Genomic DNA, 22,732 nt, shown 5'->3' with positions numbered 1-22,732 from the left:
AGCATTTTTATCTCTTGTTATTATCATCCTCAACTTACTTTAAAAAACAATTTGAGATGCCACTAGCGGGTTCTTGTTTTTTCTGGTTATGAATTGGTTATCAATTTTAAGTCAGGTCTGATATTTTTCTTGCTATAAAATAAATTTATCCTGATTAACTTACGCAGGACTAGAGGATAACATTTCCAGTGTAATTTTTTTCACCTCATTACGGCTGTGCCGGATATGGGCATCCAATATAGAGAGACAGAACGCTGCATCTTGTGCAAGTAATCCCCTTAAAATCTGTTGATGTTCGGCATAGGTGGCCTCAATCCGATAATCTTTGGAAAAATCCAGACGGCGTATGATGCGAATTTTCTCGCTGATCTCACTGTGAATTTTCGCCATTTCCGCATTGCCGGCTGCAAATACCAAATGACAATGAAATGCTTCATCTTGTGCGGATAACTTTCTGAGATCATAGAGATACTGTTCTGGCTTGATACACCAGGTTTGAATCAAAATTTCCAGAGCGGCTTTCAACTGATCTTCAGGCATCTGACAAAGTTGTTCGACTGCATAACATTCCAGCAAAATTCGCAGATCATATAACTCCTCATAGGCTTTAAAATTCAGTGGCCGAACCTGCCAGCCACTTCTAAACTGCACCTCGACATAGCCTTCCTGCTGCAGACGATATAAGGCTTGCCGAATGGGTGTACGGCTTACGGCATAGCTTTCAGCAATTTCTGATTCGGTAAACCGTTCTCCCGGCATGAGTTTAAAGTCAAAAATGTCATTTTTAATTTTCTGGAAAACCAGCTCAGACAGATTGTCTGAGCTTTTTCCGGTCGCTTTAGTGGCTGGATTAGGGACAAGGGTCATAGGCTCAATCCATTACTCCATATAAACCAGCGGTTCACCGCTATGCACGGTCTGACCTGAACGGCAGATAATGGCTTTGACAATGCCATCATCGTCAGCATAGACCGGCAGCTCCATTTTCATGGCCTCGATGATGGCCACCGTGTCGCCTTTTTTCACAATCTGCCCGGCTTCTACAAAAATCTTCCAGATATTGCCGGTCATAGAGGCGTTGAGAGGGACATACTGGCTGTAATCGGTATCATCCTGCAGCACTTCTATTTCTACAGGTGCATCAAAATCGTCTTTCCAGCGTTCCACCTCCGCACTAAAAGCAGCTTGCTGCTGTGCTTTAAAAGCAGCAATACTGTCCTGTTCTGCAGCAAGGAAATCCTGATATGCTGCAAAGTCAAACTTACATTCCTCAATTTTAATTTCTGCCCGACCATGGGCGAAATCAGCACGGAACTGATCCAGTTCGGCCTCAGTGACCTCATAATATTTAATCTGGTCAAAAAAGCGTAAGAACCATTGCTGATCGCCAAACTGCTTGTTCTTTTTAAACTTATTCCAGATCGGTACGGTACGGCCAATCAACTGATAGCCACCCGGTGAGTCCATGCCATAAATACACATATACATGCCACCAATCCCGACTGTACCTTCAGCGGTAAAAGTACGGGCCGGATTATATTTGGAACTCAGTAAACGGTGGCGCGGATCAATGGGCACTGCACAAGGTGCAGTCAGATATACATCACCTAGCCCTAAAATCAGATAATTGGCATCAAAAATAATGTCTTTAACTTGCTGACGAGTGTTTAGACCATTAATTCGCTGAATAAAATCGACATTATTCGGTAGCCATGGGGCCTTGGCACAGACACTTTCCTGATAACGCTCAACCGCACCCAGAGTCGCTGAGTCCTCAAAGGCCATGGGTAAATGGATAATTCTTGAAGGTATTTTAATGTCACGTAAATCACCCATCTGTTCTTCAAGACCAAGCAGGAAGTGAATCAGTTGCTGCTGGCTCAAACGCAGACCATCATATTTAATCTGCAAGGATCGCACACCAGGTGATAATTCCAGGATACCGTCAAGATCAGCTTCACGGATCAGTTGCATCAAGCGGTGTACGCGCAGGCGTAGGGCCAAATCCAGTACGTTATCACCGTATTCCAGCAAGATATAACTGTCACCTGCCTGACGATATACAGCTTTTGGTGCATCTGGCGTAGCTTCACGCAATGCCAGGATACTTTCTGCCTGAACTGTAACGATTTCAGCCTCGCTGGTTATCTCTGCCTTGGCAAAGTTTTGGAGGGTTTGAATTTGCTGCCGCTCCAGCGCATTGGCCTGCTTTACCGAGATTGGATAGAAGCTAATCGTGTCATCGGCTTTCAGTTGACCAATTTTCCAGAGTTCAGCTTTGGCAATGGTCACCGGACAGACAAAGCCACCCAGGCTCGGACCATCTTTGGCAAGAATTACGGGGAAATCACCGGTAAAGTTAATCGCACCAATGGCATATTCACAGTCATGTACATTGGATGGATGCAGACCCGCTTCACCGCCATTTTCACGCGCCCAGCTTGGCGTCGGTCCGGTTAAACGGATACCCAATCGGTTCGAGTTAAAATGCACTTTCCAGCTTGATGCAAAAAACTCCTCAATATATTCAGCTTTAAAGAAATCAGGAGCGCCATGCGGACCATAGAGCACACCAATTTTCCATTCCTTGCCATAACTTGGAATCAGATCTGTTGCCAAAACTTCAGGTTCTGCAATCGCTAAAGGTAGACCATCGGCCGGCAGCTCAGGATTCACCATCTTAATCATGTCACCAGCCCGTAACACTCGGCCTGCATGTCCACCAAAATTACCTAAAGCAAAGGTAGAACGGCTACCCAGATATTCCGGCACATTCAGACCATTTCGTACAGCCAGGTAGGTCCGGCATCCAGATTCAACCTGTCCAATTTTTAGGGTTTGGCCTGCTTTTACCTGAACAGGCTGCCAGAAATTTACTGCTTCATCATCCAGACTTACCGGACAAGGTGCGCCAGTTAAAGCAATGATATTTTCTGCATGAAATTTGAGGATTGGACCTTGCAGGGTAAATTCAAACCCGGCGGCGGCCTCGACATTCCCAACAATTTTATTGGCCAGCCGGAAAGCATAATCATCCATTGGGCCTGAAGGCGGTACACCAATATCCCAATACCCGACACGACCCGGATAATCCTGAATGGAACTTTGTGTACCCGGCTGAATCACCTCAATCACATTCGGCACATATTTGAAATCATCCAGCATGCGTGTCCAGATTTGCATTTGCTCAAAACGCGGATCTGAAATAACAGTATGCACATAATCCAGATTGGTACTAATACCATTCAGGCGAGTTTCAGCTAAAGCTGATTTAAGCGTATGAATGGCAGTATCACGATCTTCAGCATGCACAATAATCTTGGCAATCATCGGGTCAAAGTATTGGGAAATTTCAGTTCCGGTACTCACCCAGGTATCAACCCGGACATTTTCCGGAAAAAAGACATCGGTCAAAATCCCTGGACTCGGCTGGAAATTCTTAACTGGATCTTCGGCATAGATGCGTACTTCAATCGCTGCACCTTGAGGCTGAATACTGCTTAGATGCTTCCAATCCAGAGTATCACCTGCTGCAACTTTCAACATGCATTCAATCAGGTCTAAACCGGTCACCATTTCAGTCACCGGATGCTCCACCTGCAAACGGGTATTCACTTCAAGGAAATAAAACTCGTCACGTGCTGCATCGTAAATAAACTCAACCGTACCGACACTGCGATATTCCACCGATTTGCCCAGTTCAACTGCCGCCTGATACAATTTTTGACGGGTTGCTTCAGGTAACTGTGCCGCTGGTGTTTCTTCCACAACCTTCTGATTACGGCGCTGCAGTGAACAGTCGCGTTCGCCCAAAGCCACTACCTGTCCCTGTCCATCTCCAAAAATCTGAACTTCGACATGACGGGCCCGACCGATAAAGCACTCTAAAAATACTCCGGCATCTTTAAAGAACTGTTCGCCCAGACGTTTTACACTTTCATAGGCCTCCTGAAGTGCTTCTGCATTATCACAACGGGTCAAGCCAATTCCGCCACCGCCTGCTGTGCTTTTAAGCATAACCGGATAGCCAATTTTTTCAGCTTCAGTTAAGGCTTCATCCAGACTATTTAGCAGACCTGTACCGGGAGTCATGGGTACATTGACAGCTGCGGCAAGTTCACGCGCCCTGTGTTTTAAGCCGAATTCCAGAATCTGCTCCGGTGTTGGCCCCATGAAAGCAATATTATTTGCTTCGCAGGCACGGGCAAAGTCAGCACTTTCTGACAGAAAACCATAACCTGGGAAAATTGCTTCGGCCCCGGTATTCTTGGCTGCGGCAATCAGCTTTTCAATACTTAAATAGGTATCACTCGGTTTGGTACCTTCTAAGGACACTGCAATATCTGCATCAATCACATGCTGTGCATAACGGTCCGTTTCTGAATAGACGGCTATACTGGTTATACCCATTTTTTTTAATGTGCGAATGGCACGAACAGCAATTTCGCCGCGATTTGCAATCAGTACAGTTTTAAACATGTGAATCCCCTTTTATTTTCTCTATTTTTTGAATCTGCTGAATGGGTCTATTTCGTTGTTTTCTGATTCAGCTGCTGTATATAAAGCCGCTATCGACTATGTTCGCTGCTCTGTGTCGTAGCCTTTGATACATACCGTCCGCAAATACAGCTTTTTTAAATGCATCGTTTTTTGCTTGAAGAGGTGCAGCATTCGCAACCGGAATCCAGACAAGTTCACCCACCTCAACATGGGTAGTGCGTTGAGCAAGATGATTCAGTTGAAGCTGTTTTGGCTGATCGGCATCGCGCCATTTTCGGACTGTCCAGCCGATCATTTTCTGATGAAGCATTCTGTATCCATTCTTGTATCCAAGTTTGAATACAGTTATGCAGAACTTATGCCAGTTTAATTTTCTATATTATTTTCAATATTTTAATAAAATTTAAGATGTATAAATTAGGGAGAATTTCGTTAGATGATTGTTTTTGGTTCAGGCTGTTTTCAATTCAGTGCAAAAATTATTCTGAAACTCATATTGCATGATCTGCATTATTTCAACTTTTGCAATACTCATATAAAAGCCCATCTGTTGATGAGCTTCTAAGTGAACTATTTTATTTGTAGCTTAGGACAGTCATAAAAATTGAGTGTATTAAATATCCGAATTGAAAGGTTGAATCAGTGTGCATTTGTCATTGCGGTGATTCATTACTTCACAGGAATCATTAAGTGCTGATAAGGCGTCCCAGACCACATGACATAGGGCACAGCGGTATCCGGTTGCGTATGCTTAGGATACATATCATAGAAACGAGCTTCAGCACCGACGATCATGACATGGGGACCCGTTTTGACCCAACGATTGCCCGTAGTGGGCTTCTTGGCATAGGGATCGACATTACTGGCATCCGTACCGCCTGCCAACATATACATAAAGCCTACTTTCCCGACTGTGGGCGGTTTATGTCCCATCCAGGCCTCTGCCCATTCTAGAGCGGCCTGATCCATACACATTGGGTCTGGACCTGGCGTAGTCGGATTATCAGGCATACAGGTAAACCCATTATTGCCCTTGCGCAAGGTACGCATTTTGCCATCTGCACCGACAGCGACAATCGTGGCCGCAGCGGCTACTTTTTTAGGTGCGGCAGTCATGGCACTTGCAATGGCTTTCTTATCGGCGGCAGAGGAAGCTGCACCTGAGCTAGCTTTGCCCGACATGGGCGGTTCAACGGCTAAAGCGGCAGGTGCAGACAGCGCGACCCATCCCGCCATAAGCAGTAATTGAGGAAAATTCATGGCACATTCTCCTTGAATCATCATGAAGAAATTGGATTTAGGTTCAAATCAAGTTGGATTGATCTGAAATTTTTGTAACGGATCCTTATAGAGTTGAGGGATAATTTGAGTTGATAAAAAGAAAGGAGAAGATTTAACTATTGCAGTGAAATTGCGCTACACAGCAATATCAACTCGAATGAAAGACAATATCTTTGGCGCTTAACCATGAAATGCCGCTTCGATCACGGAGATGTCAATTTTCTTCATGGTCATCATCGCATTAAATGCGCGCTTGGCCGCAGCACGGTCAGGACTGTTACAGGCGTTGATGAGGACCGCTGGCGTAATCTGCCAGGAAATGCCCCACTTGTCCTTGCACCAGCCACACTCACTTTCCTGACCGCCATTGCCCACAATGGCATTCCAGTAGCGATCTGTTTCCTCTTGGTCTTCAGTCGCCACCTGAAATGAAAATGTTTCATTATGCTGAAAACCAGGACCACCGTTCAACCCGATGCAGGCAACGCCCATTACTGTAAATTCGACCGTAATGACATCACCTTCTTTCCCAGAGGGATAATCTCCGGGTGCAAAGTTGATCGCGCCAATTGAGGAGTCTGGAAAGGTTTCTGCATAAAATCGTGCTGCACCTTCGGCATCGTCATCGTACCAAAGGCAGACGGTGTTCTTCGCAATATTCATCATCTTCAATCTCCATTGATTTAGGTCTTACGCGTTCTGCCTAAGTCCAATGTGTCGCATATATCGGTCGAGAATAGTTATATGATCCCTTGTCTATCTTTCACCAAAAACAGAATAAACCTACTTTAGAATTGTATTTTTATTGATCGAAAGCTGTTTCAAAGTGCTTAAACTGATGCGTTTCCAGAGTTTATCACTGAACAATCGGTTGCTTGGAAAATCGTGAATCAACTAGATTGAATATCCTTTCTCATGACATCTTAAAAACCAGTGATGCAACTGCTTTTTAGTTTTTTAACTTTTAGACTGGCGGCAAAATTAGCCGAATTTAAATAAGCAGATACGGAATAATATAAAATTGCAGCTTACAATTATTTTTTACTTTTCCAGAATTCCCACTTAGACTAGAGCACAAATTTGTTGCATATGCTTTTTGCCCTATGACCATTCAGGAATTAAGAAGATACCTTCGTAAAACGCGTCGTCATCTCTCTAAATTTGAGCAAAGGCAATCCGCACAAAAAGTTCTAAACCGTCTGATCCGCAGTCCAGAATTTATTCATGCCCAACGTATTGGCCTGTATTTGCATGCTTTTGGGGAGATTCAGACCCAGGCGATTATTGAACGCTGCTTTAAACTGGGCAAACAGGTTTATCTGCCTGCGATTTGCGACATGAATCAGCAGCTGGTCTGGATCCGGATCACCCAGCACCAATACCATAACAAGCGCTTTGCCCATCATCGGCTGGGTATGCGAGAGCCCATGAGCACCCGTGGTGTACATGTTTCCAAACTGGATTTATTGCTCATGCCACTATTGGCCTGTGATACTTCGGGCACACGGATTGGTATGGGCGGCGGTTTTTATGATCGTACCTTGGCTTCTGCACCTGGGCGTCCATTCCGTCTGGGGCTGGCGCATGACTTTCAACTGCTGGCACAGCCGTTAAAACGTGAAACATGGGATCAGCCCCTTGATGCTTTAATCACCCCGACAGTTTTTATAAAGTTCAAACGTTAATTTTGCAATTTTACCCTTGCTAACTACTTTAAAATCACATAATTAGTCATTTTTCATACAATTTAATCTTAACTGCCCTTGTATTTTTAAAATTACCCATCACTATTAAAAGCATGGCAACACCGTTGTCACTCATTAGGAGTGCTCATGTCTGAAATTATTATGAATCAAGAAACCTTAGAGCCTCAGGTTCCAAGTGTACTACCCCTTTTGGCGTTGCGTGATGTGGTGGTTTATCCGCATATGCAAATTGCGCTATTTGTCGGTCGTGAAAAATCGATCAATGCAGTTGATGTGGCTCGTAACAGTGACAATCTAGTATTTGTAGTTGCGCAAAAAGATTCGCTTACAGAAGAAATTGATCACGACAATTTATATCAATACGGTACTGTCGCGAAGATTGTGCAAGTTGTGAATCACGAAAATGATGAAAACTGTATTAAAGTCCTGATCGAAGGCCTACACCGTGCCAAGCTGAAAACCATCATTGACGAAACTGAGTATCTGACAGCAGAGCATGAACTCAGCCCAATGACGGTGAGCGTCGATGCAGACACCCAAGCTTTACGTCTGCAGGAATTACGTGCGCTTTTCGCTCAATATGCAGAAGCCAAACTGCGTAATGCACGTGAATTGATCACGGCGGCGAACAAGATTGAAGATCTGCTGCAGTTATTGTTCTTCGTTGCGACCCGCGTTCCATTGAATATTGAAGTAAAACAAAAATTCCTGGAACATGACCAATTCGAAGCACATCTGACCGAGCTGATGACGTATCTGTTGCAGCAGTCTGAAGAACAGCAGATTGAGCAAACCCTGCATGATTCTGTAAAACGTCAGATGGAAAAGAACCAGCGCGAATACTTCCTGAATGAAAAAATGAAAGTCATTCAGCGCGAGCTTTCGGATATGAACGGCGGCGCAGAAGATGATGTTGCCGAGATTGAAAAACGTCTTGCTGAAGCAGATCTGCCTGAGCATGTACGCAAGAAAGCTGAAAACGAATTCCGCAAGTTAAAAGCCATGCAACCGGCTTCAAGTGAAGCAGCTGTGGTGCGTAACTATCTAGAAGTGATTCTGGATACACCGTGGAATAAAGCCAGCAAAGTCAGCATCAACCTGAACAAGGCACAGGAAATTCTGGATGCAGACCACTATGGTCTGGACGATGTCAAAGATCGTATTGTGGAATATCTGGCTGTTCAGTCACGTGTAAAAAAATTGCGTGGCCCGATTCTGTGTCTGGTAGGACCTCCAGGTGTGGGTAAAACCTCACTGGGTGAATCAATTGCCAAAGCGACCGGTCGTGAGTTCGTGCGTATGGCGCTGGGCGGTGTACGTGATGAAGCCGAGATTCGTGGTCACCGTCGTACCTATATCGGTGCGATGCCAGGTAAAATTGTGCAGTCCCTGATCAAGGTGGGTGTCAAAAACCCGTTATTCCTGCTCGATGAAATCGACAAGATGGCGCAAGACTACCGTGGTGACCCTGCTTCTGCGATGCTTGAAGTTCTTGATCCATCGCAAAACAGCAAGTTCAGCGATCACTACTTAGATCTAGATCTGGATCTGTCTGAAGTAATGTTTATCTGTACTGCAAACAGCATGAACATTCCTGAAGCCCTGCTGGACCGTATGGAAGTGATTCGTCTTCCGGGTTATACCGAAGAAGAGAAAGTCAACATTGCCGATCGTTACCTTGTGCCGAAAGCCATCAAGAACAATGGTCTGCGTGCTAAAGAGCTGACCGTGCATGAAGAAGCGATTCGTGACATCGTGCGCCGCTATACCCGTGAAGCCGGTGTACGTAACCTTGAACGTGAAGTATCCAAAATTGCACGTAAAGTGGTGAAAGAAGCGGTTAGCAAGAAAGCCAAAAACCTGCAGGTTGAAGTCAATGCCGGCAACCTTCCAGAATACCTGGGTCCACATAAGTTTGACTACGGTATGGCGGAAGAAGAAGCGCAAATCGGTCGCGTGAACGGTTTGGCCTGGACTTCAGTCGGTGGTGAGCTGTTGACGATTGAAGTTGCTGCGGTTCCGGGTAAAGGTAAGTTCATTACTACCGGTTCTCTGGGCGATGTCATGAAAGAGTCGATTACGGCTGCAATGACGGTGGTTCGTACCCGTGCCGATGAGCTGGGTATTGAAGCTTCTCGTTTCGAAGAAACGGATGTACACGTGCATTTACCGGAAGGTGCAACCCCGAAAGATGGTCCATCTGCTGGTTTAGCCCTGACATTGGCACTGGTGTCTGCGTTCACCAAAATTGCGATTCGTCCTGATATCGCAATGACAGGTGAAACCAGTCTGGGCGGTCGTGCACTGCGCATCGGTGGCTTGAAAGAGAAACTGCTTGCAGCACATCGTGGTGGCATCAAACTGGTCTTCATTCCACAAGACAACGTACGTGACCTTGCGGAAATTCCTGAAAATGTGAAGGAAGGTCTGGAGATCAAAGCTGTGAAATCGATTGATGAGATTTTACCGCTGGCGCTGATCTCAATGCCAAAAGCCTTGGTGAAAGCACCCATTGTCAAAACCAAAGAAGCAGCCAAAGCAGCACGTCATTAAGACTTGATGTTTCGTATAAAAAACCCTGCTTCGGCAGGGTTTTTTATTGAGTTATTGAATAAAACAACTGAATTATGGCTGTAGTGCCATCGTAACCAATCCATCAATCACATGAGTCATCTTGTTCAGATCAAGCTTGTCGAGGGTATCCAATTCGGTATTGTAATAAGGATTACGATAACTCGCAGTATCGGTAATCAGCATGGTCGAATAGTTGAATTTGGCATAATTCAGATAGCCCGAGAAATTCATATCCTGAGCAAAACTTGGGCTGACAAAGCGTTGACATTCCAGACGGTTAAAACGCTGCATGGCATCACAATAATCTCCAGTCAGGCCAGTTGAGGCTAAATGCCCAATGGCTGCAATGAAATTGCCATGTCGTGGATAAATCCATTTTAATCCCACCGGATAGCTCTGCACCTGATGTTCATCAAAATAACCAATCGAATCCAGAATCACCACGCCCTCAATTTTCTGCTTCTGCTTTTTTAAAGACTTGGCATGCATATAACTGCCCATATGTTCTGTCTTGAAAAAAGGCGGCTCTTCAAGCGTATAGAAAGCAAATTCGACATCATGTTTGAGCTTGGATTTTTGCAGGGCCAGTAATCTTGCAGTTTCCAGTAAACCCGCTACCCCTGAGGCATTATTATCAGCACCGTTTCGGGCACTAAAGACATCATAATGTGCCCCCATCACCATCTTGGTTTTGGCTTGAGTATCCAAGCTACAGATGACATTTCGGTAACTCAGGTTATTGACCACATAAACCTGAAACTGGCATGGAATACCAAAGCGCTGCATCTGCCCTTTAATCCAGGCAGATACCCGATTCAGCTCTTTTAGATTTTTATAATTTCGGTATTCATCGACACTCATGATCTGGCTAAAAAATAATTCCAGATGAGAGACCTGAGCATTTTTGCTCGAATTGGCTGCACAGAGACTAGGCCCCATGAGGCCTATCAGTAACAGCAGCACAGTACAACATCCTTTTATCATGACACTGTTCCGCATTTATTATTATTCCATTCCTTTATCAAGCGGATACTTGAACTAAGGACATTAAAGCAACACTAAATCTCTCATTTCAATTTCAATTTGTTTCCCTGCTCAACTTCATGTTGTTTGATCGTTATAATGAGGTATCCAATTATTGATCTGTCTGTATGAAAATCCGTATCCTGACCATTGGTCAAAAAATGCCAGCGTGGGTGCTGACTGGTTTTGAAGATTATTTCAAACGTATTCAGCCTTTTGTACAGACCCAGATTATTGAACTGCCGATGGCCAAGCGCGGGAAAAATGATTCTGAAGCGGATATTCTGAAATACCGCAATATTGAGGGCGACAGCATTTTAAATGCGCTCAAGCAGAATGAAACCCTGATTGCACTAGAAGTGGGCGGACGCGAATTCAGTACCGAAAAACTGGCTGAAACCATGAAAGGCTGGATGCTGGAAGGCAATGATGTAGCACTAGCGATTGGTGGACCGGATGGTCACTCAGAAGCCGTGCGTAAAGCTGCTGCATGGCACTGGTCACTTTCCAAGTTAACTCTGCCGCATCCACTGGTACGTGTCATGCTGATCGAGCAGCTCTATCGTGCTATGAGCATCAATAATAATCATCCTTATCATCGGGCAGGCTAATGATTTTGCTAAAGCGTTCTTTATATGCAACGTTTTGTTGAATAATCTCTCCTGCTCTTATTTCTATTTTTCATGCATTATTGAGGCATCTTCTAGATGTGGTTTGAATTATGAACTTACAAACGTTGCCCGGCTTATTTATTTCTCATGGCTCTCCTATGCTGGCGCTGAATCCTGAGCAAGTGGGTCCTGCCTTGCATCGTTTGAGCGAAAATCTGCCACGCCCGGAAGCAATTATTGTGATGTCTGCGCATTGGGAAAGTGATGCGCTGGAAGTCAGTAGCGCAATTCGCCCAGAAACCTGGCATGATTTTCGTGGTTTTCCGCCTGAACTGTATCAATTGCGCTATCCTGCACCGGGAAATCCTGAACTGGCCGAGAAAATCTTAGGCCTGCTGGCCAATGCCAGTTTTTCTGCACATGCCAACAGTACCCGTCCGCGTGATCATGGGGTATGGATGCCGCTGTTACATATGTATCCAGATGCCAACATTCCTGTGGTAGAAATTTCCTTACCCATGTCGATGAGTGCGGATGAGATTTATCAGATTGGTCAAAGTCTCGCACCTTTACGTGAACAGCAAATCCTGCTGATTGGTTCAGGCAGTATTACCCATAATTTACGTGAACTGTCTTGGGATGGATCGGCTGCTGATGTACCCGAATGGGCCTCAGGCTTCCGTAATTTTGTGGTGCATAAACTGACGCATAGCGATTATGACGCGGTCCTGGACTGGTCCAATATTCCGCATATGGCACGGAATCATCCAACGTTAGAACATTTTGCTCCAATTTTCTTTGCGATGGGCACAGGTCAGCGTTTTAGTCTGGTACATAGCAGTTTCACCATGGGTTCACTCGGTATGGATATTTACCGCTTCGATTAATCTTACTTCAGCGCTAAAACCTTAATGATGGATACATTTTTCAACTCAAAGCTGCGAAATGTATCCATATTTTTTTGCAATACATGCATTATTATTGTTTGAACTTTATATACTTCATTATAAGTCCATGAAATTAAAATTTATTGTGCTGGCATTATTGCCTTTAACTTTTGCAGCCTGTCAGTCCAGTGATATTCAACGAGCTGGAGATAGTGCGGTGGCCACCATCCAACAAAAAAATGCAGATCAGATTCTTCCAGCCTATCACTGGGAACTGAATCGTGGACTAGAACGACCCGTTGTACTGAGTTTCAACGCTCAAGGCCGGCTGAGCGCCGTGACGGGCTGTAATGGACTCGGGACGACCTGGTCAATCAAAAACAATATCATCACCACTAGCGAAGTTATAGGCACTGAAATGGCCTGTGATGCAGCATTGATGGAGCAGGAACGTTTTGTCAGCCAACTTTTACAGAAGCGTGACATTCCTTTTACGCTCAATACCACAGATCCTGACAAGCCGACCCTGACGTTGATGGCCGCAAATGGTCAAACCTATGAATTTATCGGGAAAATGACTCCGGAAACCAAATACCAAGGACAGGCTGAAACAATTTTTCTGGAAATTTCCCCCGATACCAAACAATGTACCGGCGTAACCCAACAAAGCTGCTTGCAAGTCAAAGAAGTGAAATATGATCAGAATGGCCTGAAAACTCAGGTCGATAAGGACTGGACTTTATTCTATGATCAGATTGAAGGTTTTCGGCATTCACCAAATGAACGGCAGATTATTCGGGTCAAACGTTTTGAAATTAAGCATCCGGCAGCTGATCAATCGAAATATGCCTATATTTTTGATATGGCGGTTGAGCGTGAAATAGTTAAGGGTGCTCTCTAAAACTAAAAATACCAGATATAAAAAAACCGGGGCAATAGCCCCGGTTTTTTTCAGCTTAGACTAAGTCAGACTTAGAATACGCCTTGAGCAAGCATTGCATCAGCAACTTTTACGAAGCCCGCAATGTTTGCACCGTCAACATAGTTCACAGTACCGTCTTCTTTAGTACCGAATTTTACGCAGTTGCGGTGAATTTCTTTCATGATCGCGTGTAAGCGCTCGTCAACTTCTTCGAAAGTCCAGCCAAGACGCAATGCGTTTTGAGACATTTCAAGACCAGAAGTTGCTACACCACCCGCGTTAGATGCTTTACCTGGAGCGTAAAGAATTTTCGCTTCAACAAATTTCTCAACCGCTTCAAGTGTAGAAGGCATATTCGCACCTTCAGCAACACAGATTACGCCATTAGCAAGAAGCGCAGCAGCATCGTCTGCATCCAGTTCGTTTTGCGTTGCACATGGCAGTGCGATATCACACTTAATACCCCAAGGACGTTGGCCTTCAAGATATTCGAAACCATGTTTAGACGCAAACTCTGAAATACGGCCACGTTTTACATTTTTAAGTTCCATAACTTCAGCAAGAAGCGCCTCAGTGAAACCGTCTTTAACGTAAACTGTACCCGCAGAATCCGAAAGTGAAACTACTTTCGCACCAAGGTACATTGCTTTTTCAGCAGCATATTGCGCAACGTTACCAGAACCTGAAATCGCAACAACTTTATCTTTGAAGCTTTCGCCACGAGACTTAAGCATTTCCTCAGCGAAATACACAGTACCGTAACCCGTTGCTTCCGGACGTGCCAATGAACCACCGAAAGTTAAACCTTTACCAGTGAATACACACGCAGTGTCGTTACTTAATTTTTTCATCATGCCGGCCATGTAGCCCACTTCACGACCGCCTACACCAATATCACCTGCAGGGATATCTGTGTTCGCACCAAGGTGACGATACAGCTCGATCATTAAAGCCTGGCAGAAACGCATGATTTCGCCTTCTGATTTGCCTTTAGGGTCAAAATCAGAACCGCCTTTACCGCCACCCATAGGAAGTGTGGTTAAAGCATTTTTAAATGTTTGCTCAAAGCCTAAGAATTTTAGGATTGAAAGATTCACTGAAGGGTGGAAACGCATACCACCTTTAAATGGACCGATCGCTGAGTTGTACTGTACGCGGAACGCACGGTTTACTTGAGTCTGACCTTGGTCATCTACCCAAGAAACTCGGAACTGGATCGCACGTTCTGGCTCAACTAGACGTTCTAGTAAACCATGTGCTGCGTATTGTGGGTTCTTTTGAATGAACGGCCACAAACTAGTCATCACTTCTTCTACAGCTTGAAGAAATTCTGGTTGATGTGCATCACGTGATTTTACGTAATCTAGGAACTCATTAAGTGTGTTGTATTTCAACGCTTAATCCTCAGCAGAAAATGGATCAAAATTGGTCAAATTTACAATCAATGTTAAATTTTGGCGCAAAATATTAAATATCTTTTGTAACTAATCTACAATACTTTTTTTGAAAATACTTTAAAATTAATTTGATAACAAATATTTATATTGATTATGAAAATTTTTTCTATGTCAGGAAATGCCAATCGAATCAAGGCTTAGATTCAGATTTATGCCTAATAATAAGGCACAAGTTGACCCTTAATTGCGCACGACTTAGGAGTTTAAAAATATGTTAAAATTGATGAATCGACATATTTTGTTTCACTTACTCTCTCATGCTTGCCATGAGTAACGCTGGTTATACATGAATTCGCCCATTTCTCTGGTCCAATCGATTGACGCTTTACTCCCTCAAACCCAATGTGGACTCTGCGGTCATCGTGACGGATGTTTACCTTATGCCCAGTCGATTGCTGAGGGTGAAAATGCCAATAAATGTGTGCCGGGCGGACAGCCTGTTGCCGATGCTTTGGCTAGATTATTAAATCGCCCTAAACTTGTGGCAGAAGAAAGTGTCTGGCCAGTTCAAGCCGATGGTCGTCCTCAGCGCATCAAAGCCGTAATTCGTGAAGATGAATGTATTGGCTGTACCAAATGTATTAGCGCCTGCCCAGTCGATGCAATTATTGGTTCTGGTAAACTAATGCATACCATTCTGACCGACCTATGTACCGGCTGTGAGTTATGTATCCCCCCTTGTCCGGTAGACTGCATCGATCTGGTTGAAGATCAACAACCCTTGCCGACTGAAGCTCAGCGTCTTGCTGAACAGGATGATCTGCGTCAACGCTACTATGCGCACATCCAGCGTGAAGAAAAACGGCGTACCCATCGTAAGGGGCCTGTGGTCCGTGCAGAAATTGATACTGCCCTGTTTACCCGTTTCTCAGCTTTAAATGAGCAACTTCCCGTGATTGAAGTCGCGAGCAAGCCAGAGAGTGCACCTGTAGCCCTCGATTCCAAGACCACGATTGAACTGGCAAAACTACGTACCCAAATTAAAAAACTGGAAAAACAGCTTTCGGTTCGTGAAGATGCCCGAAAACGCACCCAACTGGAAGAACTGACACAGCAATTACAGGCTTTACAGGGATAGAACATGACCACAGCAAAGGCCAAGCCTGTTAAAAACATGACCAAAAAGCAGATTCAGACCTTTTTTGAACGTCTGCGTGAACAGCGACCCAATCCAAAAACCGAGCTGAATTATGCGAATCCCTTTGAATTGCTGGTCGCGGTCACGCTCTCTGCTCAAGCTACCGATGTCAGTGTCAATAAAGCCACAGACAAACTCTTTCCCGTCGCCAATACACCGGAAGCCATTTATGCCCTAGGTGTGGATGGCTTGAAGGAATATATCAAGACCATTGGTTTATATAACTCGAAAGCGGTCAACGTGATTAAAGCCTGTGAGATGCTGATTCAGAAGCACAACAGCATCGTACCGGACAATCGTGCAGACTTAGAAGCCCTGCCGGGTGTAGGTCGTAAAACGGCGAATGTGGTACTGAATACGGCCTTTGGTCAGCCGACCATGGCGGTTGATACCCATATTTTCCGGGTAGGTAACCGTACCGGACTAGCGGTTGGCAAAAATGTGTTGGAAGTTGAACACCGTCTGGTCAAAGTCATTCCCAAGGAATTTATCATTGATTCACATCACTGGCTGATTTTACACGGTCGTTATACGTGTATTGCGCGCAAACCGAAATGTCATGAATGTGTAGTATCCGATGTGTGTAACTGGCCGGATCGGTTTGAATTTGGTGCAGCCCGCCAAATTGCAGTGAAAAATATTGAGCTTGCTGAATAGAACGGCGTGATCAAGCTGGGATAAAAATAGGTGACCAATGTGTCACCTTTTTATCGACTATGAGAAGAGTGCTTTTCGTTCAAACCAAATTCTTAGCTGAGCTGAACTATTATGGATTATTTATCCTGATCTTGTTCAGCCTTTTCCTGCTGCTTGCGCTGTTCAAGTTCGGCTTGTAATTTTGGATGGAGCTGGCGCTCAGGTCGCTTTGCTGCATTTTCAGCACGTTCTTCCTGACGTACTTTGTTGAGCATTTTAAAACTGAAATAGAACAGACCTACCAATACTGCCAGAAAGACTACCATCAACACCAATACGCCAAATTTCATAGCAACAAGTACCCTGTTCAAATACGCAATAAAAAAGAGCCCTAATATGACTTAGGGCTCTCCGATTGTCAAAATCATCGTCAGCCGATTATTTTGCCTGATCCAGAATCGCGAAAAGATCAGTTTGAACTTCATCGATTGGACGTAAACCATTTAGCTTGTCATAAGTTGGTGCATTTTCACCAGACGCTGCACGGCCTTGGTAGAAACCAACCAGTTGCTCGGTTTCAGTATGGTAAGAACCTAGACGCTTACGAATGGTTGCTTCCTGGTCATCAGGACGTTGAACCAGATCTTCACCCGTTTCGTCATCTTTACCTTCCACTTTTGGCGGGTTGTAAACGATGTGATAGACACGGCCAGATGCAGGATGCTGACGACGGCCAGAAAGACGTTGTACGATTTCTTCATCTGGTACATCAATTTCAATCACGTGATCAATTGCAATGCCTTCTTTTTCCAAGGCTTCTGCTTGAGGAATGGTACGCGGGAAACCATCAAAAATGCAGCCGTTTACACAGTCAGGTTGCGCAATGCGCTCTTTCACCAGACCAATGATCAACTCATCAGAAACCAAACCGCCATTGTCCATGACACTTTTAGCTTGTAGACCTAATTCAGTTCCTTCACGAATTGCAGCACGGAGCATATCACCGGTTGAAATTTGTGGGATATTGTAGCGCTTACAGATCAACTGAGCTTGTGTACCTTTACCTGCTCCAGGTGGTCCGAGTAAGATAATGCGCATATATAAACATCCTCATTTAAACAATATGTATGACGCCACGACCACAATCACCCGATTGTGTCCCCCGACATCTCATTATAAGAAAGCCACAAACAAATGGATTAAACCCGCGACAAAACCGGTTACCCCACCCAATAAAATCAGAATCCATTCATCTTCCTGAAATGCAGGACGTAAAAGATTCTGAAACTCCTTCGGAGTCAACTCACGTATGCGGTCTCTAAACATTTGATAGATTTTCTGTGCACGGCTCGCATTAAATGCTGGGTCGCATACAGGTACCATCGTAATTTCAATCGAGCGATCGATCAAGTCCGTCTTGAGTTTTGCATACTCTTTCGGTCCTAAAGACAGCTGTAAAGAGGTCCGAACCAGGGGTGTTTCCATAATTTCATTAATATGACGTTTGATAATGCGGCGGGTTTTGTCTTTTCTGCCGCCATACATCATCTCGGTCATGATCGATTTTAACGTAATCAGGTCTTCTGTGACTACACTTGCGAAGACGTCAGAGACTTCATCCTGACGTTTCATAAATGCGCCTTGTATGTTATAGGTGCCGATACGAGGAATCACCGGCTTAATCCACGGAAACTTGCGATTTGTGGTACGGGCAAAGAATTGCGGGTACTTTACTGGGTGTGGATAGAGTGGGTTGAATACCATCCAGATCGCGATCCAGTTGGTCAAAAAGCCCCAGATCGCAGCCCAGAACGGTACAGTCCAGTGCCACGGCACTACAAACCAGACAATCATCTGGAAAATCCCAAAGAACATCCCGATGAGGGCACTGATATGCCAGATAAAATTGATCTCTTTTTGACCCACCTTCAGGAACATACGCACCATCAAGCGACGGTCGCCTTCCATCTGGCTCACTACCATTTCACGCATATCTACAAGTGACTCGACGTTCATGGTCAGCTCAGTCACTAATTCACGCAAAATTGCCGGCATTTGTTTTTGTGCTTGTGCATAAATTCTGCGCTTAATAGCAAAAGGTAGGTTTTCCCAGAGCACCGCATTGCGATCCATCATCACTTCATCAATCAGATGTTCCAGTTCGAAACCGACCTGTTCTCCAATGATCCGTGCCATATCATCCGGATCCATCGCTTGTAAAAATTCGCGAATGGAGCCCAATTTTGACAGTGTGTTATCGGTAATAATGCCTGAAATACGTCCAGCTTTGCGTGGCACAATCCCTTGCCAGCCCACAGGTAAAGGCCCGAGATGGAAACCCCAAAAATTGATCGGATAAAAGACCATTTTCAGCGCCATCCAGACGTGAGCCCAGGTTACAAATGCAGTCACTGGAATAATGCTGAGCACGGCCCAAAAATCCGGGCGGTTTACAAAGGTTTGCCACAACTCGTTGACGTACTCAAGCATGCATAACTTCCATATTTAATTTTTTGTTCACAGAATACACATATTAATAAGGTCGAATATTTTGTCTATAAACCGATACTTAAAGTATAGGAAAATTGTAGCCGGGGTTCTGTTTCAGCCACAGCACGACCATTTCGGTCTTCGAGTTTCTCTCCGGCACCGATCCCGATACTAAAACTGCTGATCCGTTCTGAACTAAGCAAAACATAGGCCAAATCAACGCCAGCACCTAAACGGCCTTCATACTCGCCATCAACCTATTTGCTGTCGATATGACCGGCATAAACCCCGACATAATAACCATTTTTGTCTTTGCCGGTGAGATGTGCAGGATAACGAAAGCCTGCCTGACCGCCAATCGTACGATCATCATCCAGAAAAACACCACCTTTCACATAAGCAATCCCATAAGGGTTCACCCATTCGGTATTTAAATGCAGTAATTTCTGGGTAAAACCAACACCCACATTAAAGGCTTTTGCCTGAGCAGGCTCTATTTTGGTTGCAGTATTATTAATCTGATCATGTGCATAAGCCCCGTTCGCCCACAATGCAAACGCTAACAAAGGGTAAACCTTGTTCATTCCTTCACCATCTTCCTTAATTATAGTTTTTGGTATAGTCCTATTTTTATTAGATTTTACTCTAGCAGAATTATCACAACTCTTATATACAGCACTTTACAATTTTAATGTCTGCAAAGTCAAAGCTTAAAGGAACTGATTGTAAGGGCAGTTTTTCATTATCAAATCAAGTGCAGTTGCGTTAGAATACTCCACTTTGATTCTTTTCTACCACTCTCAGGTCTTAAGTCGATCGCGTATGAAGCAGCACTTTCCTTTAAAAAACGCACAACAAGAAAAGCGCATCTATCGCAGTCGAGTCTTGATTTCCATGGGGATTGTCATTTTCTTTATGCTGCTGCTGGTCAGCCGCTATGCCTATTTGCAACTGTTTAACTTTGAAAGCTTTACTACAGCTTCTGATGAGAACCGGATTCGTCTACAGCCCTTGCCTCCAGCGCGCGGTTATATTTATGACCGAAACGGCGTTCTGCTGGCCGATAACTATCCGGTATTTACTGCCACTTTAAGTCGTGCCGACGTACAGGATATCGATCAAACGCTCGAACGCCTCAAACCGATTCTGGAACTGACCGAAGAAGACCTGGAACGCTTTCAAACCCGGATTAAAACAGCGCGTAAAACCGAGCGGGTTTCAATCAAGCTCAATCTGAATGAAAATGATATTGCGCGTTTCAGTGAAGTGAAATATCAATTTCCGGGCGTGAATATTGAAACCCAGATGACTCGCTATTACCCACATGGCGATCTGTTTGCACATGTGATTGGTTATGTCGGCCGGATTAATGACAAAGAACTGAAATTAATTGATAAGGATCTCTATGCTGGAACCAACCTGATCGGAAAAATCGGGGTGGAAAAATCCTATGAAGAGCTGCTGCATGGTGTGCCGGGAAATGAATCAGTCGAAGCAGATGCCTTTGGTAATGTGCTGCGTCATTTGGGCCGTAAAGATCCGGTGCGTGGTAATGATCTGTTCCTGTCACTGGATTACGGTTTACAGGTAGTAGCTTCGGAGCAACTGGCCGGGCGTCGTGGCGCGATTGTGGCGATGAATCCTACAACCGGAGAAATTCTGGCGCTGGTCTCCAGCCCAAGTTTTAACCCGAATCTGTTTGTGACTGGGATTAGCACCAAAGATTATTCCTACTTACGTGATAACCTTGATCAGCCGCTATATAACCGGGCGGTTCAAGGAACTTATCCTCCAGGTTCGACCATTAAACCGATGTTTGGCCTGGGTGGCCTTCATTATGGCCTGGTCGATTGGGATACAGCAATTTCCGATCCCGGCTATTTCACACTTCCGGGCGATTCGCATAAATTCCGCGACTGGAAAAAGTCAGGACACGGCGTAGTCAACTTGCATAAATCGCAAGTGGTCTCCTGTGATACTTATTTCTATGTCATGTCCTACCGCATGGGTATTGAAAAAATGAATACCTGGATGCGTCAGTTTGGCTTTGGGGAAAAAACCGGCGTGGACTTACCAAGTGAAAGCTCAGGACTGTATCCAAACCCGGAATGGAAAATGCGTACCCGCAAGGCCAAATGGTCACGTGGTGAAACCATTTCTGTCAGTATTGGTCAGGGTGCTTTTACTTCAACGCCATTGCAGCTGGCTATGGCCACAGCCATTACCGCCAACCATGGCAATAAAGTCATTCCCCATGTTCTGCGCGAAAGTCGCGGTGCCAAACCGTTCAAGGTGCATAATGGCACGCATGGCAAGATCGATTTTAATGGTCAGGAAGAAGACTGGATCAAAATGCGTGATGCGATGGTGGACGTAATTCAATCCGGTACAGGCCGAGGCATCAAAAGCGGCTTACAATATTCTATTGCCGGAAAAACCGGTACGGCACAGGTAAAAAGTATTGCTCAGGGCAAGCGCTATAATGAATCCTTATTGACTGACCGTCAGCTGGATCATGGCCTGTTTGTCGGTTTTGCACCTGCTGAAAATCCTGAAATCGCGATTGCAGTTATTCTGGAAAATGGTCGCGGTGGTAGTGCCGCAACGGCTCTGGCCCGTCCAATTTTTGATTACTGGTTACTGCATAAAGATAAAAATCCGGTACGCCCACAAGGCCACCAATTAAGTGGTGGTCTGATGACGGCCGGAATCAAGCCAGCTGAATTGCCAAGTGGTGCAGGCATGTTGAGTCAGGATGCAGCATCTAGTGCCGTTCCAGCCAGTGACCAGCCCGACAATGCTGCTCCGACTTCTGCAAATACGGCTGCATCTCCCGCAGCAACACCTGCTCCGACACCGGTAGAGCGAGATTAAAGATGAAAAACCAGCTTCGAATTATTGGTGGTGACTGGAAACGCCGCCAACTGCCTTTTGCCAGCATTGAGGGTTTGCGCCCGACGCCTGACCGTGTTCGGGAAACACTGTTTAATTGGCTGATGTGGGATGTACAAAATGCCCAGGTGTTGGATATTTGTGCCGGTTCTGGGGCATTGGCGTTTGAGGCATTATCGCGTGGTGCTGCATCAGTGGTGATGATTGAGCCGGATCGTACTCAGGCACAATTTCTGACCCAAAATCTGGAACTTTTAAAAGTCACCAAAGCACGTGCACAATTAAAAGTGGCTACGGCGCAGCAAGCTTTGTCTACCCTTCAGGCACAGTTTGATCTGGTTTTTCTAGATCCGCCATATAGCCTGGATTTATGGGAAGAACTAGCGCTAAAGGCAGATCCTCTGATCAAGGACAATGCCTATATTTATGTAGAAGCAGATCGTGATTTACAATTACTTAAATTACCGTCCTCATGGCGTTTAATTAAAAATACCAAAGCCGGTACAGTTCGTGCGGGGCTTTATCAAAAAAGTATTTCTTGATTTAAATTGTTTTGAAGAGCCATTAAAAAAGGATTCCTCAGTGGAATCCTTTTTGTCATTGTAGTCAGTCAAA

Annotated in this window: 19 protein-coding genes and 1 pseudogene; 9 read left to right on the top strand and 11 right to left on the bottom strand. The window is 44.8% G+C overall.

The window, feature by feature from the left end:
* Positions 1-159 precede the first annotated feature (159 nt).
* The 5 genes from NI455_RS05330 to NI455_RS05310 form a co-directional block, all read right to left on the bottom strand.
* On the bottom strand, positions 160-867 hold the full coding sequence (locus NI455_RS05330; protein WP_253112839.1) for a GntR family transcriptional regulator: 708 nt from the start codon (positions 865-867) through the stop codon (positions 160-162).
* A gap of 12 nt (positions 868-879) precedes the next feature.
* Complete coding sequence (gene uca, locus NI455_RS05325) at positions 880-4,479, bottom strand: urea carboxylase (protein ID WP_253112836.1); 3,600 nt, start codon at positions 4,477-4,479, stop codon at positions 880-882.
* 67 nt (positions 4,480-4,546) lie between these two features.
* Positions 4,547-4,810 (bottom strand): hypothetical protein, encoded by a 264-nt coding sequence (locus tag NI455_RS05320; RefSeq protein ID WP_004279500.1) that lies wholly within the window; start codon positions 4,808-4,810, stop codon positions 4,547-4,549.
* 359 nt (positions 4,811-5,169) lie between these two features.
* A complete protein-coding gene (locus tag NI455_RS05315; RefSeq protein WP_253112835.1) occupies positions 5,170-5,760 on the bottom strand; it encodes a hypothetical protein in 591 nt (196 codons plus the stop codon).
* A 201-nt stretch (positions 5,761-5,961) separates the two neighbouring features.
* Positions 5,962-6,444: a VOC family protein gene (locus NI455_RS05310; RefSeq protein WP_253112858.1), complete on the bottom strand. Its 483-nt coding sequence runs from the start codon at positions 6,442-6,444 to the stop codon at positions 5,962-5,964.
* A 440-nt stretch (positions 6,445-6,884) separates the two neighbouring features.
* On the opposite strand from NI455_RS05310, the gene NI455_RS05305 reads away from it, so the two are divergent.
* Complete coding sequence (locus NI455_RS05305) at positions 6,885-7,466, top strand: 5-formyltetrahydrofolate cyclo-ligase (RefSeq protein WP_005267045.1); 582 nt, start codon at positions 6,885-6,887, stop codon at positions 7,464-7,466.
* Positions 7,467-7,613: 147 nt separating this feature from the next.
* Positions 7,614-10,040 carry an endopeptidase La gene (gene lon / locus NI455_RS05300; protein WP_253112833.1) on the top strand — a complete coding sequence of 809 codons (2,427 nt, stop codon included), beginning with the start codon at positions 7,614-7,616 and terminating at the stop codon, positions 10,038-10,040.
* Positions 10,041-10,112: 72 nt separating this feature from the next.
* Here the strand turns inward: lon and NI455_RS05295 are convergent, their stop codons facing one another.
* A complete protein-coding gene (locus NI455_RS05295; RefSeq protein ID WP_086043997.1) occupies positions 10,113-11,045 on the bottom strand; it encodes a M28 family peptidase in 933 nt (310 codons plus the stop codon).
* Positions 11,046-11,212: 167 nt separating this feature from the next.
* Between NI455_RS05295 and rlmH the strand changes: the two genes are divergently transcribed.
* The 3 genes from rlmH to NI455_RS05280 all read left to right on the top strand — a co-directional run bounded on the left by rlmH (position 11,213) and on the right by NI455_RS05280 (position 13,483).
* The gene (rlmH, locus tag NI455_RS05290; protein WP_004646335.1) at positions 11,213-11,695 is read left to right on the top strand and encodes a 23S rRNA (pseudouridine(1915)-N(3))-methyltransferase RlmH; all 483 of its coding nucleotides are present in this window, start codon (positions 11,213-11,215) and stop codon (positions 11,693-11,695) included.
* Positions 11,696-11,805: 110 nt separating this feature from the next.
* Entirely contained in the window at positions 11,806-12,582 is a 777-nt protein-coding gene (locus NI455_RS05285) for a DODA-type extradiol aromatic ring-opening family dioxygenase (protein WP_253112831.1), read from the top strand.
* Positions 12,583-12,709: 127 nt separating this feature from the next.
* Complete coding sequence (locus NI455_RS05280) at positions 12,710-13,483, top strand: META and DUF4377 domain-containing protein (protein WP_253112828.1); 774 nt, start codon at positions 12,710-12,712, stop codon at positions 13,481-13,483.
* A 71-nt stretch (positions 13,484-13,554) separates the two neighbouring features.
* On the opposite strand, the gene gdhA is transcribed toward NI455_RS05280, so the two are convergent.
* Entirely contained in the window at positions 13,555-14,898 is a 1,344-nt protein-coding gene (gene gdhA / locus NI455_RS05275; RefSeq protein WP_253112825.1) for an NADP-specific glutamate dehydrogenase, read from the bottom strand.
* A gap of 349 nt (positions 14,899-15,247) precedes the next feature.
* Here gdhA and NI455_RS05270 point away from each other — a divergent pair, with 349 nt between their 5' ends.
* Both NI455_RS05270 and nth read left to right on the top strand, forming a co-directional pair.
* Positions 15,248-16,039, top strand: a complete 792-nt coding sequence (locus tag NI455_RS05270) for an RnfABCDGE type electron transport complex subunit B (RefSeq protein ID WP_253112822.1) — start codon at positions 15,248-15,250, stop codon at positions 16,037-16,039.
* A gap of 3 nt (positions 16,040-16,042) precedes the next feature.
* Positions 16,043-16,756 (top strand): endonuclease III, encoded by a 714-nt coding sequence (gene nth / locus NI455_RS05265; protein WP_253112817.1) that lies wholly within the window; start codon positions 16,043-16,045, stop codon positions 16,754-16,756.
* A 116-nt stretch (positions 16,757-16,872) separates the two neighbouring features.
* Here the strand turns inward: nth and NI455_RS05260 are convergent, their stop codons facing one another.
* From NI455_RS05260 to NI455_RS05245, 4 genes and pseudogenes are all read right to left on the bottom strand, one after another.
* A complete protein-coding gene (locus NI455_RS05260; protein ID WP_004279489.1) occupies positions 16,873-17,085 on the bottom strand; it encodes a hypothetical protein in 213 nt (70 codons plus the stop codon).
* A gap of 88 nt (positions 17,086-17,173) precedes the next feature.
* Positions 17,174-17,833: an adenylate kinase gene (gene adk / locus NI455_RS05255; protein WP_004279488.1), complete on the bottom strand. Its 660-nt coding sequence runs from the start codon at positions 17,831-17,833 to the stop codon at positions 17,174-17,176.
* Between the two features lie 75 nt (positions 17,834-17,908).
* Positions 17,909-19,225, bottom strand: a complete 1,317-nt coding sequence (locus NI455_RS05250) for a DUF445 domain-containing protein (protein WP_004279487.1) — start codon at positions 19,223-19,225, stop codon at positions 17,909-17,911.
* A gap of 65 nt (positions 19,226-19,290) precedes the next feature.
* Positions 19,291-19,809, bottom strand: a pseudogene (locus NI455_RS05245) (hypothetical protein).
* A 238-nt stretch (positions 19,810-20,047) separates the two neighbouring features.
* On the opposite strand from NI455_RS05245, the gene mrdA reads away from it, so the two are divergent.
* Both mrdA and rsmD read left to right on the top strand, forming a co-directional pair.
* The gene (gene mrdA, locus NI455_RS05240; protein ID WP_253112814.1) at positions 20,048-22,099 is read left to right on the top strand and encodes a penicillin-binding protein 2; all 2,052 of its coding nucleotides are present in this window, start codon (positions 20,048-20,050) and stop codon (positions 22,097-22,099) included.
* A 2-nt stretch (positions 22,100-22,101) separates the two neighbouring features.
* Positions 22,102-22,659 carry a 16S rRNA (guanine(966)-N(2))-methyltransferase RsmD gene (rsmD, locus tag NI455_RS05235; RefSeq protein ID WP_004279484.1) on the top strand — a complete coding sequence of 186 codons (558 nt, stop codon included), beginning with the start codon at positions 22,102-22,104 and terminating at the stop codon, positions 22,657-22,659.
* Positions 22,660-22,732 lie beyond the last annotated feature (73 nt).

It is taken from the genome of Acinetobacter lwoffii (assembly GCF_024129435.1).
Lineage (GTDB): Bacteria > Pseudomonadota > Gammaproteobacteria > Pseudomonadales > Moraxellaceae > Acinetobacter > Acinetobacter lwoffii_F.
The sequence above is the reverse complement of the archived record's forward strand: the minus strand, read 5'-3'. Positions and strand labels throughout refer to the sequence as shown.